Below are 15,788 nucleotides of genomic sequence, written 5' to 3' on the forward strand. Positions count from 1 at the left end.
GCCGCGGCGCGGCGGTTGAACTCGGCTGATAACCGCGACCTATCGGGCCCTCGACGTTCGGACTTGGACGCGGCCGAGCGACTTCGGACAGACTGACCTGCGGTAACAGGATCGGAGGGGTTCGGCGTGCGCTCGCTGCGGACTCAGGTCCGGCCGCTCGTCCGCCTCGGCCCCGCCGAGAACGACCACCGGCACGCGTGCCGGGTCGCCGCGGGGTTGTTCGTCCCCGGGCTCGCCCTGCTGGTCGCCGGGCGGCCCGACCTGATCATCTACGCGGTCTTCGGCTCCTTCGCCGGGATGTACGGCCGGGCCGAATCCGACCGGCTCCGCATCGTGCACCAGGCGCAGGCGGGCGCGGTGCTGGTCAGCGGCGTGGGCGCGGGTGTTCTGCTGGCCAGCGCGCACGCTGCTCCGTGGGTGCTGGTGGCGACCGAGGTCGGGTGCGCTTCGGCGTGGTCGCTGCTGTCGGACCGGCTGGGGCTGCGGCCTGCCGGTCCGTTCTTCGGCATCTTCGCGCTGGGCGCCACCGCAACCGTTCCCGCTGGCCGGGTCGCCCCCTGGGCCGCGGTCTCGATCTGCGCCGCGACCGTGCTGTTCTGCCTGCTCGTCAGCTGCGCCAGCGCGCTCCGGTCCCGCGAGCGGTCCGGGCGGCGGGAGGTGGAGCGCGGGCCGGGTGCGCTGGTGCACGCCGCCCGCTACGCGGTGGCCGTCTCCGCCGCTGGCGCGGGCGGGCTGCTCCTCGGCGTCGAGCACGCCAACTGGGCCATGGCTTCCGCCGCGGTCCCGCTGGCGGCCATCGGGATTCGCCACCGGACCGCTCCCGGGATCCACGGCGTCGTGCACCGCGGGATCCACCGCGTGCTGGGCACCTTCGCCGGGCTCGCGGTCACCGCCGCGCTGCTGCTCCCCCAGCTGCCCGACACCGCGCTGGCCGTCATCGTGGTGGCCCTGCTGTTCCCGACCGAGCTGTTCATGGCCCGCCACTACGGGCTGGCGCTCGGGTTCTTCACCCCGCTGATCATGCTGATGACCGCGCTGGCCGCGCCCGCCGAACCGCTGGCGCTGCTCCGGGACCGCGCGATCGACACGCTGATCGGCGTCGCCGCCGGGATCGCGGCGGCCATCGTCATCCGGCGTCGAGCGGCGGCTGACCTGCGTCGTAGATGAGCACACCCCAGCCCGGGACCACGCGCGCCTCGGGGCTGGGGCGGTGCGGCCGCACCTTCCCGTCGTGCATCAGGTGGCCGACGTCCACCCCGCGGACCAGGACCAGGAAGTCGGCGATCATCTTGCGGTGGCAGCGCCACCACAGCGATTCGGCGCACATCACCGCGTTCAGCTCGGTGGCCGCGTCGGCGAGCAGGTCGTCGACGGCGGCCCGGAACCCGGCGGTGCGCATGTGCTCGGCGTAGCCGCGGAACGACCGGTTGCGCAGCGCGGTGTCGGGGCCGTCCGGGTGCGCCCGGCGCCACCCGCCGAGCCTCGACTCCCAGCGGTAGCCGATGCCAGCCGCGGGCAACCACTGCGACATCGCCGCGCGGGCGGCGTCGGGGTTGCGCCGACTGCCGGGCGCGGTGCGCACGTCGACCAGCTGGCGGATGCCCGCACCGCGCAGCAGCTCGGTCGTGGTGCCCGCATCGGCGGTTCCGTGCCCGAACGTCAGCACCCGCAGCGGCTCCGCTCGTTCGTCCACTTCGGACTTCAGGACCGGTTATCCGGGGTTTCCAGGGCGATGATGCGGGCGCGCACCTCGCCGCCCGGCGTCGAATAGCTGATGGTGTCACCGGCGCGGTGCCCGGCCAGCGCCAGTCCCAGCGGGCTGTCGGTGGTGACGGTTTCGTCCTGCTGACCGGCGGGGATCTCCTCGGTGATCGCCACCGCGCGAACCGTCCGCTCGGTGCCGTCGTCGAACCGCAGGGTGGCCGTGGTGCCGTCCGGCACGCGTCCCGGGACCGCCTCCGGCCCACCGGCGAGCAGGCCGGTCACCTCCCGGATGCGCTCGTCGACCGCGGCCAGGTCGTCGCCCTCCTCCAGCGCGTCGGCCTCGTCGGCGCGGTCCCCGACGTCGCTCTCCTGCTCGCGCATCGGGGCGACCAGCGCGCGGCGGCGTTCCCGCAGCGCCGCCAGCTCCGCCTCCAGCCGACCGCGGGTCCGGTTCTCGGTCATGTCCGCTCCTCCTCGAAGGTTCCCCGCCATCGTGCGCGGAAGACGCCCCCGACCGCAGGCCGGGCCGGTTTGCCCCCGTGCGGCCGCGGTGGTGCGATGCGGTGGTCGGGCGAGCACGGCAGGAGCGTGGCATGGACGAGACCAGCGGGCACCAGGGCGACGGCCGGTCGCCGGAGTTCCGGCCCTACCACCACCCGGCCGCCGGGTGGGGCGCCGCCAGGAGCGTGACCGAGTTCCTGGTCCGCGAGCGCGAGCTGGTGGACGGTCCGCGGGCGATCATGCGGATGAACCACGAGAACGGCGGCTTCGACTGCCCCGGGTGCGCCTGGCCCGACGACACCAAGGGCCTGCACCTGGACATCTGCGAGAACGGCATCAAGCACGTCACCTGGGAGATGACCCGCAAGCGGGTCGACCGGGATTTCTTCGCCGCGCACACCGTCGCGGAGCTGTCCGGCTGGAGCGACTTCCAGCTCGAGGACCAGGGCCGGTTGACCGAGCCGATGCGCTACGACCCGGACACCGACCACTACGTCCCGATCTCCTGGGAGGAGGCCTTCGCCCTCTTCGGCCGGGTCGTGGCCGAGCTCGACAGCCCCGACCAGGCGTCGTTCTACACCTCCGGGCGGCTGGGCAACGAGGCGACCTTCCTGTACCAGCTGATGGCCCGCGAGCTAGGCACGAACAACCTGCCGGACTGCTCGAACATGTGCCACGAGGCCAGCGGCCGCGCCCTGCAGGCCTCGCTGGGCACCGGGAAGGGCACGGTCGACCTCAAGGACTGGGAGATGACCGACGCCCTGTTCATCCTCGGCGTCAACGCCGCGTCCAACGCGCCCAGGATGCTCACCTCGCTGGCCGAGGCCTACCGCCGGGGCGCGCAGATCGTGCACATCAACCCGCTGGTGGAGGCCGCCGCCACGCGCACCATCATCCCGCACGACTTCGCCCGGATGGCCACGTTCCAGTCGACCCGCACCAGCACCCTGAACGTCCAGCCGCGCATCGGCGGGGACATGGCGCTGATCCGCGGCATGGCCAAGGCCGTGCTGGAGGAGGCGCGCACCGACCCGAAGGCCGTCGACGCCGAGTTCGTCGAGCGCCACACCGCCGGGTTCGACGAGTACCGCGCCCTGGTCGAGGCCACCCCGTGGGCGGAGATCGAGCGCCAGTCCGGCGTCGACCGCGCGGTGATCACCGCGGCCGCCCGCATCTACTGCGAAGCCGACCGGAGCATCTTCAGCTGGTGCCTGGGCATCACCCAGCACGAGCACGGCGTCGACACCGTCCGCGAGATCGTCAACCTGTTGCTGCTGCGCGGGAACCTGGGCCGCGAGGGCGCCGGGCCGTCGCCGGTGCGCGGGCACAGCAACGTGCAGGGCAACCGGACCTGCGGCATCGATCACCGCCCGGCCGAGGCGTTCCTGGACCGGCTCGCCGAGGTCTGCGGGATCGATCCGCCCCGCGCTCACGGGCTGGACACGATCGGCACCATCGAGGCGATGCACCGGGGCGAGGTGAAGGTGTTCGTCGGCATGGGCGGCAACTTCGCCCTCGCCGCGCCGGACACGCCCCACACCTTCGCCGCGCTGCGCAAGTGCGAGCTGACCGTGCAGGTCAGCACCAAGCTCAACCGCAGCCACCTCGTGCACGGCCGCCAGGCGCTGATCCTGCCGTGCCTGGGGCGCACCGAGAAGGACCACCAGCGCAGCGGGCTGCAGGTCACCTCGGTGGAGGACTCGATGAGCATGGTCCACCTCTCGCGCGGCATGAAGCGCCCGGCCTCACCGCACCTGCGCTCGGAACCGGCCATCATCGCCGGGCTCGCCAAGGCCGCGCTGCCGGACAGCCCGACCCCGTGGGAGCACCACGTCGCCGACTACGACCGGATCCGCGACACCATGGCGCAGGTCCTCGACGGGTTCGAGGACTTCAACCGGCGGGTGCGCCTGCCGCTGGGGTTCCGCATCCGGCAGCCCGCCCGCGAGCTGGTCTTCCACACCCCGTCCGGGCGGGCGGAGTTCTCCACCGCCGCGCTGCCCGACGTCGTCCCTACCGACGGGGTGCTGACGCTGGGCACGATGCGCTCGCACGACCAGTGGAACACCACGATCTACTCCGACGACGACCGCTACCGCGGCATCAAGAACCTGCGCACGCTGATCTTCATGAACGCCGAGGACATGCGCGCCCGGGGCATCGCGAAGTTCGACCGCGTCGACATCACCAGCACGGCCCGGGACGGCAGCACCCGCGCACTGCACGGGTACCTGGCCGTGCCCTACGACATCCCGCGCGGCTGCGCCGCCGGGTACATGCCCGAGATGAACGTCCTGTGCGCCATCGGCGACTACAGCACGCAGAGCGACCAGCCGCTGATGAAGCACGTCAAGGTCACCGTCGAGCGGTCGGCCTGACTACCAGGGGCGCGGCGCTTCGAGGACCTCGACGGTCGAACCGGCGGGAACGCCGCCGGGCGGGACCGCGGCGAGGCCGTCGGAGAGCGCCAGACCGCACAGCATCGCGGGACCGTCGAAGGGCAGCGCGGTCGCGGTGTTCTCGCGGAGCACCACCGGCAGCAGCCTGGTGCTGCGCGGGTGCCCCGGCAGGTCCGCGGCAGCGGCGGCCCGGTGCGGCACGATCCCCGCGCTGCCGTTGAGGCTGCTCAGCAGCGGGTGGACCAGCGTCGCGGTTCCGGCCACCGCGGCCAGCGGGTTGCCCGGCAGTCCGGCGAGCCAGCGGCGGCGGCCGTCCGCGGGCGGGAGCTCGGCGAGCAGCATGGGGTGGCCGGGGCGGACCGCCACCGAGTCGACCAGCAGCCGGGCGTCGAGGTCGGCCAGCGCCCGGTGCAGGAAGTCGACCGGACCGGCGGCGGTGCCGCCGGTGGTGATCACGACGTCGGCCGGGGAATCGCTGGTCGCGGCGCGCAGCAGGCCGAAGTCGTCGGCGATGCGGCGGCTGCCGATCAGCTCGCCGTCGCATCGCAGCCACGGCGTCAGCAGCGGGGTCAGGGCGTCGCGGACCCGGCCGCCGCGGGGTGGCCCGGAATCGAGAAGCTCGTCGCCGAGAACCAGCAGCTCCACAGTCGGGCGCCGGTGCACCGCGAGCCGGTCGTGCCCGGCTGCCGCGGCCAGGCCCAGCACCGCGGGCGTGACCGTCGTGCCGGTCGGGAGCAGCGGTTGTCCCTCGTGGCATTCCTGGCCGCGCGGCCGGACATCCCGGCCCGGTGCCACCGGGGTCGGTGCGCGGTCGAAGAGGATGCCGCCCGACGGGTCGACCTGGCCGTGTTCCCGGCGCAGCACGGCTGTCGCGCCGGGTGGTAGCTGGGCGCCGGTGGCGATGCCCAGCGCGGTGCCCGGTGCGAGCGGTTCGGCCTGGCCGCCTGCGAGCACCCGGTCGTCGCGGAGCTGCCACGGGCCCGGGCCTGCGACCGCCCAACCGTCCATTGCGGACGTGTCGAAGGCCGGGAGGTCGGTGCGAGCCGTCAGGGGTTCGGCCAGGACGTGGCCGAGGGCGTCGGAGAGGGGGCGTGTGACCGCGGGGAGTGGGTGGGGTGGGGCTGTGCGGGCGATCTCTCGGGCCTGCGGCCAGGTCGGCACCGGCGGATCCACCTCGGGCGGGGTGCCGGTGGTGAGGGTTGCCGGGTGCATCGGGTTCCTCGGGCTCGGGGGGGGGGAGTCCACAATGGACCGGTTGGCGTGGCTCGACAGATCCAGATTCGCCCGGTTCGGGCGGCTGGTCAAGCGGTGGTTCCTACCGGGTGATAGGTGGGGCTTTTCAAGGGCTTGGGGATTTGTGGTCATAGCCGGGTGGAGTTGGCGAGGATAAGTGCCGTTTGGGCGCGGGGCTGGGTTTGGGTTCAAAGCGGTGGGTGGTCGGCGTGGGCGTGTTGCAATTTCAATCGAAATTGCGTCGTTCTCGACGGAGCCTGCGGTGGCGACGTGGCAATTTCAATCGAAATTGCAATCGTCACCACCTCTCCGACGGCCGTGATCGCGGTGGGGGATGTGACCAGGCGGCTGGGCTCGTGGAGGGTGGGATGTGGCCGGGCGGCCGGGATCGTGGGGGGTGGGCCAGCGCTTTCTCTCGTTCGGGGTTGGGTTTTCGTTGTGATTTGGGGCACTTCTGGTTTTGTTCGGGTTTCTGGGTCTTGGGTTGATAGGTGGTGTTTATCGGGTGATCGGGAGTGGTTCTTTGACTTCTGCTGGTCGTGGGTTTTTGGTGGTTGTGGTGGTCTCCGAGCTGGGGGCCGGTGCGTGGACGAGGGGTGCGCGGTATGAGCGAGAAGGACGGTTTCGGCGGGGAGGCTCTTTCGGTCAGCGCTCCCAAGACCTGGGCTGCTGGTGTGCCCGCCGTGGCTCATGCGCTGGAGTACTCCCTGGGGCAGACCTCTCCTCGTCGGACCGCGTTGACGCTGTTGAACGTCAACCAGGCCAAGGGGATCGACTGCCCCGGGTGCGCTTGGCCCGAGCCCGGGCCCAAGCAGCGGCACCTCAACGAGTACTGCGAGAACGGCGCCAAGCACATCAACGACGAGGCCACCACTAGGCGGGTCACCGCCGAGTTCTTCCGCGAGCACCCCATCTCCGAGCTCGCCGACAAGTCCGACCAGTGGCTCAACCACCAGGGGCGGCTCACCGAGCCGGTGGTCAAGCGGCCGGGGTCGGACCACTACGAGCCGATCAGCTGGGACGCCGCGCTCAACTTGCTCGCCACCGAGCTCAAGGCGCTTGACTCCCCGGACGAAGCCCTGTTCTACACCTCGGGGCGGCTCAACAACGAGGCCGCTTTCCTGCTCCAGCTGTTCGCGCGGGCCTTCGGCACCAACAACCTGCCCGACTGCAGCAACATGTGCCACGAGTCCAGCGGTTCGGCGATGCTGGAGACGCTGGGGGTCGGCAAGGGCACCGTGAGCCTCGACGACATCCACCAGGCCGACCTGGTCTTCGTCGTCGGGCAGAACCCCGGCACCAACCACCCGCGGATGCTGTCCGCGCTCGAGGAGACCAAGCGCAACGGCGGCCAGGTGGTGGCCGTGAACCCGCTGCCGGAGGCCGGGCTGTTCCGGTTCAAGAACCCGCAGAAGGTCCGCGGCGTCCTCGGCCGCGGCACCGCCATCGCCGACCAGTTCCTGCAGATCCGGCCCGGCGGCGACCTCGCGCTGTTCAAGGCGCTGAACCTCTTGCTGCTGGAGGCCGAGGACACCGCGCCCGGCACCGTGCTCGACCACACCTACATCCAGGCCAACACCAGCGGGTTCGCGGAGTTCGCCGAGCGCGCCCGCGAGCTGTCCTGGGACCAGGTCCGCGACGCGACCGGGCTGACCCGCGAGGAGATCGAGCAGGTCCGCGACCGGGTGCTGGCCAGCAGGAGCGTCGTCGTCTGCTGGGCGATGGGCCTGACGCAGCAGAAGCACGGCGTGCCCACCATCCGCGAGGTCATCAACTTCCTGCTGCTGCGCGGGAACTTCGGCAAGCCCGGTGCGGGCGCGTGCCCGGTGCGCGGGCACAGCAACGTGCAGGGCGACCGCACGATGGGCGTCTGGGAGCGGATGCCGCAGTCCTTCCTGGACGCGCTGGAGCGCGAGTTCGGCTTCACCCCGCCGAGCAAGCACGGCTGGGACTCGGTGGACTCCATCCGCGCCATGCTCGACGGCCGCGCGAAGTTCTTCCTCGGCGTGGCCGGGAACTTCGTGCGGGCCGCACCGGACAGCGACCTCACCGAGCGCGCGATGCGCCGCTGCCGGCTCACCGCGCACATCTCGACCAAGCTCAACCGCTCCCACACCGTCTGCGGCGAGACCGCCCTGATCCTGCCCACGCTCGGCCGCAGCGACCGGGACGTGCAGGCCACCGGCGAGCAGTTCATCACCGTCGAGGACTCGATGAGCGCCGTGCACGCCTCCCGAGGTCGCCTCGACCCCGCCTCGGACGCGCTGCTCAGCGAGGTCGCCATCATCAGCCGCCTCGCGCGGCGGACGCTGGGTGCCGAGCCCGACATCCCGTGGGAGGAGTTCGAAGCGGACTACAGCACGATCCGGGACCGGATCTCGCGCGTGGTGCCGGGCTTCGAGGACTTCAACGCGCGGGTGGCCGAACCGGGCGGCTTCGTGCTGCCGAACCCGGTGAACAGCGGCGTCTTCCGCACCGCGACCGGCAAAGCGATGTTCACCGAGAACGACTTCGAGATGCTCACCGCTCCCCCTGGCCACCTCGTGCTGCAGTCGCTGCGCTCGCACGACCAGTGGAACACCATCCCCTACGCCCCGAACGACCGGTACCGCGGGATCCACAACGCGCGCCGGGTCGTGCTGGTCAACCCCGACGACCTGGCCGAGCTCGGGTTCGCCGACCGCGCCGAGGTGGACCTGGTGAGCGTGTGGCACGACGGGGTGGAACGCCGGGCGCGCAACTTCCGGGTGGTCGGCTACCCGACGGCGCGCGGGTCGGCGGCCGCCTACTACCCGGAGACCAACGTGCTGGTACCGCTGGACAGCGTGGCCGACATCAGCAACACCCCCACCTCGAAGGGCATCGTGGTCCGGCTGGAACCCGCCGGGGCCTGAGGAGTTTCGATGGGACGAGTCACCGCGCGGCGGCGGGTGCTGCGCATCCGCGACGGCGTGCCGTCGCACCGCCCGGACACCCTCGCCGCAGAGGAGCCGATGGAGATCCGGGTCGGCGGCCGCCCGCTGACCATCACCATGCGCACCCCGGGCCACGACTTCGACCTGGCGGCCGGATTCCTGGTCGGTGAAGGGGTCGTGCGCGCGGCCGAGGACGTGGTCGGGATCCGCTACTGCGCGGGCGCCACCGCCGACGGCAGCAACACCTACAACGTCGTCGACGTCGCCCTCGCCCCCGGCGTGGCGCTGCCCGAGGCCTCGCTGGAGCGCAACTTCTACACCACGTCCTCGTGCGGGCTGTGCGGCAAGGCCAGCCTGGACGCGGTGCGCACGAAGACGACCTGGCCCCTTGACGAATCCTCGCCGCGCATCGGCCTGGAGACGCTGACGGCTCTCCCCGACCGGTTGCGGGAGGCGCAGCGGGTGTTCGACAGCACCGGCGGGCTGCACGCCGCCGGGCTGTTCACCGCCGACGGCGAGCTCACCTGCCTGCGCGAGGACGTCGGGCGGCACAACGCGGTGGACAAGGTCATCGGCGACGCCCTGCGCGCGAACCGGCTGCCGCTGCGGGACTCGGTCCTGATGGTCAGCGGCCGGGCATCCTTCGAGCTGGTCCAGAAGGCGGTGATGGCGGGCATCCCGATGTTGGCGGCGGTGTCGGCCCCGTCCTCGCTCGCGGTCGACCTCGCCGCCGATTCCGGCCTGACGCTGATCGGCTTCCTGCGCGGCCGGTCCATGAACGTCTACACCGGAACCGACCGCGTGCGAACGGAACTCGCGGTGTCGTCCTAACCGGACGCCTCGCCCCTCCTCCAGCGGAGCGAACAGCTGCCCCTGCGTTCTGCTCCCATTCCGCAGGACCGAGGTTGTTCCTGGTCAGCCTCCAGATCCGCGCGAGGTTCCCACCAAGCGCACTCCGTCGAGGCCACCGGCGGGCGGAGGTGCTTCGGCGTGTCAGAACCTCCGCCCGGAATCGCTCAGCCCTACCGACCGCGCCCCAGGTGACGGCTCGCGCCTGGGCGCAGTGCTGCATCCTGAGGCATTTCGCGCTGCGGACCGGTGGACCTGCGTCGATAGGTGCGGGTTATCGGGAGTGCGGGAACTCCTCTTTGCCGCGGCCCGCGATTCCGGCGGAGAATTCCGGCCAGTTGGCGCGGGAGCTCCGCCGCACGGCGGCTTTCGGGCCCGGACACGGGAGGTGGGCCATGCCTGCTTGGCGGGTGCGCGATTTCCACGACGACGACCTGGACCAGGCGATCCGGATCTGGGACCAGAGCCGGGAGACCGGGGAGCCGGTGTTCTCCGCCGCCGAGGTGGTGTCGATCGCGCGGGCCGGGCACCCGGCCCTGGTCGCGGTGGTGGGGCAGGACGTCGTCGGCATGGCCGCCGCCCGGGTGGAGGGCGAGCGGGCCTGGCTGGCGCTGTTCGCGCTCGACGCCCGGTGGCGCAACCGCGGCATCGGCAGCGCGCTGCTGGCCGAGCTGGAGAAGAAGCTGCGCGGCGTCGGCGTGCACCGCATCACCAGCCTGGTGCCCGAGGGGGCCGCGGGATTCCGGGCGATGGTGAACTCCGGCTACCGCCCGCGCACCGACCTGACCTACTTCGAGAAGGTCGAGGAGCTCGACCCCGCCGACTTCGACGTGCTCGAGCACCTCGGCGGCATGCTGCTGCCGCCCGGGAAGTGGGCGGCGCTGGCCGGGATGCGGCGGGAGAAGGACATCATCGAGCGCCGCGTGGTGCTGCCGATCTCCCACCCCGACCAGGCCGAGCGCCACGGGGTGCTGCCGCCGAAGGCGATCGTGCTGTTCGGTCCGCCGGGCACCGGCAAGACGAGCTTCGCCAAGGCGATCGCCTCCCGGCTGAACTGGCCGTTCGTGGAGCTGTTCCCGTCCCGGCTGGCCGCGTCCTCCCCCGACGGGCTGGCGACCTCGCTGCGGGAGGTGTTCGCCGAGCTGGAGGAGCTCGACGACCTGGTCCTGTTCATCGACGAGGTCGAGGAGATCGCCGGGACCCGCACCACCCCGGCGGCCGGTCCGGCGCACGGCGTGACCAACGAGCTGCTCAAGCTGATCCCCGGGTTCCGGGAGCACGACCACCGCCTGCTGGTCTGCGCCACCAACTCGGTGAGCTCGCTGGACCCGGCGTTCCTGCGCCCGGGCCGGTTCGACTACATCATCCCGGTCGGGCCGCCCGACCCACCGGCCCGGCGCGCGATCTGGTCCCGCTACCTCGGCCCGGCCCGCGACAACGTCGACCTGGACCTGCTGGTCGAGCGCACCGAGCTGTTCACCCCCGCGGACATCGAGTTCGCCGCCCGCCAAGGGGCCCAGGCCGCCTTCGAGCGCGACGTCCTGCACGAGGACCGGGAACTGGCGACGACGGAGGAATACCTGAAGGCGATCGCCGACACCCGGCCCACGCTCACCGCCGAGGCCATCGCCGAGTTCGAGCAGGACATCGACGCCTGCACGCGGCTGTAGCCGCAGGGCCCGGAGGCGGTCCGCGCGATCCCTAGAATCGGTTGGTGGACGCGGTCGTCGACGGCGCTGCGGCGCGGGGAAGGTGTGGCTGCCGGTGCGCAAGGTGAAGGATCTGACCGGGCCCGGGATCACCGACTGCTTCGGGGTGGGCGGTACCGATCTCGGGGTCACCGCGATCGCCCCGGACGGGCGGCTCGTGTCGGTGTTCGGCGACACCTTCGAACGGGCGGGCGTGGGCGGCCCCGGCTGGCGATCCCCCGTCGTGCTCTTCGGGGACGCCGCGACCGCCCGGACCGGGATCCGGTGGACGGGGTCCATCGGGCCGCGCTCGCACTACGCCGACCAGGCGCTGGACTACGAGCACGACTCGATCGTCCGCGGTCGGCGGGTGAGCACCACGATCCCCACCGACGTCATCACCATCGGCCGCGAGATGTACCTGCACGTCATGGTCTGCGAGGGGCTGGGCAACGTGCACTGGACGGAGGTGCACCGCTCCACCGACAACGGAGAGACCTGGCACCGCACCGGGGCGAGCTGGCCCGGTGACCAGCACGGCGGGCTGTTCCAGATGCTGACCTGGGAGCTGGGCGAGGACGGCTACGTCTACGCCTTCTCCACCGGTTTCCAGCGGGACAAGGGCCTCATCCTGCAGCGGGTACCGGCGGATCGGATCGGCGATCCGCGCGCGTGGGAGGGGTGGGGCTTCCGCGATGGTGCGTGGGCGTGGGGGAACCCGCCGACGGTCGCCCTCACCGGTGCGTTCGGCGAGCTCTGCCTGCGCCGCGTCGAGGACCGGTGGCTGCTGTGCTGCTTCGACGCGGGCAACTACCGCATCGACGTCCTGGACCTCGACGGGCCCACGGCGAACCTGTACGAGGCCTCGCGCGGCACCGTGCTGCAGGGCACCTCGTGGCAGCACGAGGACCACGACCGCGGCCGGGTCGCCCAGCTCTACGGCGGCTACATCGTGCCCGGTTCGACGCTGGACGACCTGCACCTGGTGGTCAGCCAGTGGAACACCGAGCACAACTGGCCGTACCGGGCCATGCAGTTCGCCGGGAGCGTTCCCCGGCCCGGTTCGACGCCTCCGCCCGAGGCCGACGAGCCCGCCGATGCCCGCGGCGGCTCGGGAATCCTCCGCGCGGTGCGGGAGGTCGCTCGGCGCTTCACCGGTTAGGAAAGCACTCGCCGTCCTGGTCGGCCGTGCATGGGAACCGCCCGGACCTGGGTAACCCAGCAGCACGTGGAACTGTCCCGACCGGGTTGGATGGGGGCGTCGATGACCAGCACCCGGCGAACCGAGCCCGGTCTCACCGAGGCCTGGCCGAGCCTCCCGGTCGACGACTGGGTCGGCACCAGGGACACGCTGCACATGTGGACCCAGATCGTCGGCAAGGTCCGGTTGGCGCAGGCCCCGATGACCGCGCACTGGTGGCAGGTGCCGCTGTACGTGACGCCGCGAGGCCTGTCCACCTCGGCGATCCCGCACGACGGGCGGCTGTTCGACGCGGAGTTCGACTTCGTCGACCACCAGCTGCGGGTGCGCTCCAGCGACGGCGGTCAGCGCCAGGTGGCGCTGGAACCCAAGTCGGTGGCCGTGTTCCACCACGAGCTCATGGCCGCGCTCGCCGAGCTCGACCTCGAAGTGCCCATCTACCCGCGCCCGGTCGAGGTCGAACGCGCCATCCCGTTCGCCGACGACACCGAGCACTGCTCCTACGACCCGGACCACGCCCAGCGGTTCTGGGGACAGCTGGTGGCCGCGCACCGGGTGATCAGCCGGTTCCGGGCCCGGTTCCTGGGCAAGGTCAGCCCGGTGCACTTCTTCTGGGGCGCGATGGACCTGGCCTGCACCCGGTTCTCCGGGCGCACCGCCCCACCGCACCCCGGGGGCGCGCCGAACTGCGGTGACTGGGTCATGGTCGAGGCCTACTCGCACGAGCTGTCCAGCTGCGGCTTCTGGCCCGGCGGCAGCAGCGAAGGCACCTTCTACTCCTACGCCTACCCGGAACCACCCGGCTACGCCGAGCACCCCGTGCGGCCGGAAGCCGCCAACTACGACGCCGGTCTCGGCGAGTTCGTGCTGCCGTACGCCACCGTGCGCACCTCCGACGATCCCGAGGGGACATTGCTGGCGTTCCTGCAGACGACCTACGAGGCCGCGGCCGAAGCCGGTGGGTGGGACCGCCGCGCGCTGGAGGTCCCCGACCGGCTCGACGAACCCGGCTGACCGCGAACCCCGCAGGAGGCGGCGACGATGACGTCCGACGACCTACCGGCACCCGAGTCCGGGCTGGTGCTGACCCACTTCCTGACCGTGTCCGATGTGGCCCGCTCGCGGGCGTTCTACGCCGACGTCTTCGGCGGCCGGGTGGTGCTCGCGGAGAACCCGTGCATCGTCAAGATCGCCAACAGCTGGATCATCATGAACCCCGGCGGCGGTCCCACCCCGGACAAGCCCGACACGGTGCTGCGGCCGCCGGAATCCACCGAGGTGGTCTCGGCATTCCTCAACGTGCGGGTCGCCGACATCGCCGCCTTCTACGCCGAGGCGCGCGGCAAGGGCGCCGAGTTCCTCACCGAACCCCTCGACCGCAAGGCCGAGATCCGCTGCTACCTGCGCGACCCGGACGGCTACCTGATCGAGATCGGGCAGGCCACCGGGATGCTGGAGGGCATCTTCGCCGATCCACCGGCTGGCACGTGACCGCAGCTGGCCCCGGCTCCCCCGCGTCGGGCCGGTCCGCAGTCGGCGCGCAGCGGCGTGCTCCACCTCCGCCGGTCACGCAGAACGCGATGGGAAAGGTCTCATCTGCTCCTCCCGATCAGCGACTGGGCCAGGGCGTCGAAGGACCCGCGGGTTTCCGCTGGCATCGCCAACGAGGTCAGGCAGTCCTCGACCTCGGCGAGATGCCGGGCCGCCTCCTGCTCGGCGAACTCCCGGCCGCCCGCTTCCTCGACGAGCTCCGCCGCCAACCGCAGCTCGAAGTCGGTGCGGACACCGCGTTCGACGAGCACCCCCAGCCGCTCGCTCGCAGCGCCCCCAGCGGCCAGCGCGGCGATGACCGGCAGGGTCCGCTTGCCCTCGCGCAGGTCTCCGAACACCGGCTTGCCGGTGCGCACCGGGTCGCCCCAGATGCCCAGCACGTCGTCGGTGCACTGGAACGCCAGGCCCAGGTGGCGCCCGAGTCGGTCGAAGCAGTCCGCGACCGCCGCCTCGGCACCGCCCAGCAACGCCCCGCCAGCTGCGGAGAAGGCCAGCAGCGCACCGGTCTTGGCCTCCGCCATCGCCTGGTACTCGGCGACGCTCACCGCCTGCTCGCCCGTCCACGGCCGCGCGGTGAACCGGATGTCGTCGACCTGCCCCACGACCACCTCCCGCATCGCGGTGGCCAGGCGCATCGCCGCCGCGGGCGCGCCCGGGTGGCCGCTGCTCAGCAGGACCCCGAACGCCTCGGAGTGCAGCGCGTCGCCGATCAGGATCGCCGCCGGGACCCCGTACTCCTTCCACACCGCGGGCTGCCCCCGCCGCAGCTCGTCGTTGTCGATGATGTCGTCGTGGATCAGGCTGAAGTTGTGCACGAGCTCGACGGCCGCGGCCGCGGGCACCGCGTCCACCGCCTCGGCCCCCACTGCCTCCGCCGCGAGCACGGCCAAGGTGGGCCGCAGGGCCTTGCCCGCCGCACCGGAGCCCCCGGCCCACCATCCGAAGTGGTACCTGCCGATTCCGCCCAGCGACGGGCCCAGCCGGTCGACGAGCTCGCGCAGCACCGGTTCGGTGAGCTCGCGAGCGCGCCGGATCGCGTTGACCCCCAGCTCGTGATCAGCGCGCGCAGTGGCCGGAAACGTCATCGTGATCCGCCTCAATCCTGGTCTCGTCCCCCGGACCAGATCAACGCTAATCACCGGCGGCCCCGGTCGTATCGGCCGAAGTGTCAGCGAAGATCAACCGATCGGCCGAGATTGGCGCGGACCTTCTCGTACTTTCGGCCAGAAATCCGCCGACCACGGCGGTCCGCCCTCCCGACGTCCGCGGATCACCCAACGTCGGAGAACTCACCGCGAGCGCCGGCTCGCCACTCTGTCCACTTGGGACCGAAGAGTTCCCACCGCGCTCGGCCTCACAGCGAGGACCGCCACCGGGCCGAAGCCCGTGGCCCGGGAACGTCCAGCACGTCTACCCCCGGACCGACCGCAGGTCGTGCCCCGCCCGTTCAGCGCCCGGCTGGCAGGACGTTCTGGTTGCTGCGCAACAGGCCGGACACCGGCACGTTCGATCTAGCTGCTGTCTTCGGGGTTCTCGTTCTCGCCGCGTTTGACGGCGGTGAGCAGGAGTTGGGCGACGTCGACGACTTCGACGGATTCGGAGGCGACCTTCTCGCTTTGGCGGGCGGTCAGGCCGTCGGAGAGCATGACCTTGCAGAACGGGCAGCCGGTGGCGATCTTCGACGGTGCGGTGCCGAGTGCTTCGTCGACGCGTTCGACGTTGATGCGCTTGCCGATGCGTTCTTCCA

The 15,788-nt window shown here is 71.7% G+C and carries 12 protein-coding genes and 1 pseudogene; 8 read left to right on the forward strand and 5 right to left on the reverse strand.

Translation table 11 applies throughout. From position 1 onward, the window contains the following. Positions 1–126 precede the first annotated feature (126 nt). A complete protein-coding gene (locus tag F1721_RS22880) occupies positions 127–1,167 on the forward strand; it encodes an FUSC family protein (protein WP_150068790.1) in 1,041 nt (346 codons plus the stop codon). Here F1721_RS22880 and F1721_RS22885 read toward each other — a convergent pair. After that, entirely contained in the window at positions 1,127–1,693 is a 567-nt protein-coding gene (locus F1721_RS22885) for a DUF488 domain-containing protein (protein WP_211840574.1), read from the reverse strand. The genes F1721_RS22880 and F1721_RS22885 overlap by 41 nt on opposite strands. 8 nt (positions 1,694–1,701) lie before the next feature. Continuing rightward, positions 1,702–2,166: a GreA/GreB family elongation factor gene (locus tag F1721_RS22890; protein WP_150068791.1), complete on the reverse strand. Its 465-nt coding sequence runs from the start codon at positions 2,164–2,166 to the stop codon at positions 1,702–1,704. A 131-nt stretch (positions 2,167–2,297) separates the two neighbouring features. Between F1721_RS22890 and F1721_RS22895 the strand changes: the two genes are divergently transcribed. Then, positions 2,298–4,583, forward strand: a complete 2,286-nt coding sequence (locus tag F1721_RS22895; RefSeq protein ID WP_150068792.1) for an FdhF/YdeP family oxidoreductase — start codon at positions 2,298–2,300, stop codon at positions 4,581–4,583. Here the strand turns inward: F1721_RS22895 and F1721_RS22900 are convergent, their stop codons facing one another. Continuing rightward, the gene (locus F1721_RS22900; protein WP_150068793.1) at positions 4,584–5,816 is read right to left on the reverse strand and encodes a molybdopterin molybdotransferase MoeA; all 1,233 of its coding nucleotides are present in this window, start codon (positions 5,814–5,816) and stop codon (positions 4,584–4,586) included. 626 nt (positions 5,817–6,442) lie between these two features. Here F1721_RS22900 and F1721_RS22905 point away from each other — a divergent pair. From F1721_RS22905 to F1721_RS22930, 6 genes are all read left to right on the forward strand, one after another. After that, on the forward strand, positions 6,443–8,731 hold the full coding sequence (locus F1721_RS22905; protein ID WP_150068794.1) for an FdhF/YdeP family oxidoreductase: 2,289 nt from the start codon (positions 6,443–6,445) through the stop codon (positions 8,729–8,731). 9 nt (positions 8,732–8,740) lie between these two features. Further along, positions 8,741–9,583 carry a formate dehydrogenase accessory sulfurtransferase FdhD gene (gene fdhD / locus F1721_RS22910; protein WP_150068795.1) on the forward strand — a complete coding sequence of 281 codons (843 nt, stop codon included), beginning with the start codon at positions 8,741–8,743 and terminating at the stop codon, positions 9,581–9,583. A gap of 413 nt (positions 9,584–9,996) precedes the next feature. Then, complete coding sequence (locus F1721_RS22915; RefSeq protein WP_150068796.1) at positions 9,997–11,271, forward strand: ATP-binding protein; 1,275 nt, start codon at positions 9,997–9,999, stop codon at positions 11,269–11,271. 94 nt (positions 11,272–11,365) lie between these two features. After that, positions 11,366–12,451: a glycoside hydrolase family 183 protein gene (locus F1721_RS22920; protein WP_150068797.1), complete on the forward strand. Its 1,086-nt coding sequence runs from the start codon at positions 11,366–11,368 to the stop codon at positions 12,449–12,451. A 102-nt stretch (positions 12,452–12,553) separates the two neighbouring features. After that, on the forward strand, positions 12,554–13,504 hold the full coding sequence (locus F1721_RS22925; RefSeq protein ID WP_150068798.1) for a DUF5996 family protein: 951 nt from the start codon (positions 12,554–12,556) through the stop codon (positions 13,502–13,504). 27 nt (positions 13,505–13,531) lie between these two features. After that, complete coding sequence (locus F1721_RS22930; protein WP_150068799.1) at positions 13,532–13,981, forward strand: VOC family protein; 450 nt, start codon at positions 13,532–13,534, stop codon at positions 13,979–13,981. Positions 13,982–14,082: 101 nt separating this feature from the next. Here the strand turns inward: F1721_RS22930 and F1721_RS22935 are convergent, their stop codons facing one another. Both F1721_RS22935 and F1721_RS22940 read right to left on the reverse strand, forming a co-directional pair. After that, a complete protein-coding gene (locus tag F1721_RS22935; protein WP_150068800.1) occupies positions 14,083–15,126 on the reverse strand; it encodes a polyprenyl synthetase family protein in 1,044 nt (347 codons plus the stop codon). A gap of 426 nt (positions 15,127–15,552) precedes the next feature. Further along, positions 15,553–15,788 (reverse strand): annotated as a pseudogene (locus tag F1721_RS22940) (Fe-S oxidoreductase); the annotation flags it as partial.

It is taken from the genome of Saccharopolyspora hirsuta (assembly GCF_008630535.1).
Lineage (GTDB): Bacteria > Actinomycetota > Actinomycetes > Mycobacteriales > Pseudonocardiaceae > Saccharopolyspora > Saccharopolyspora hirsuta.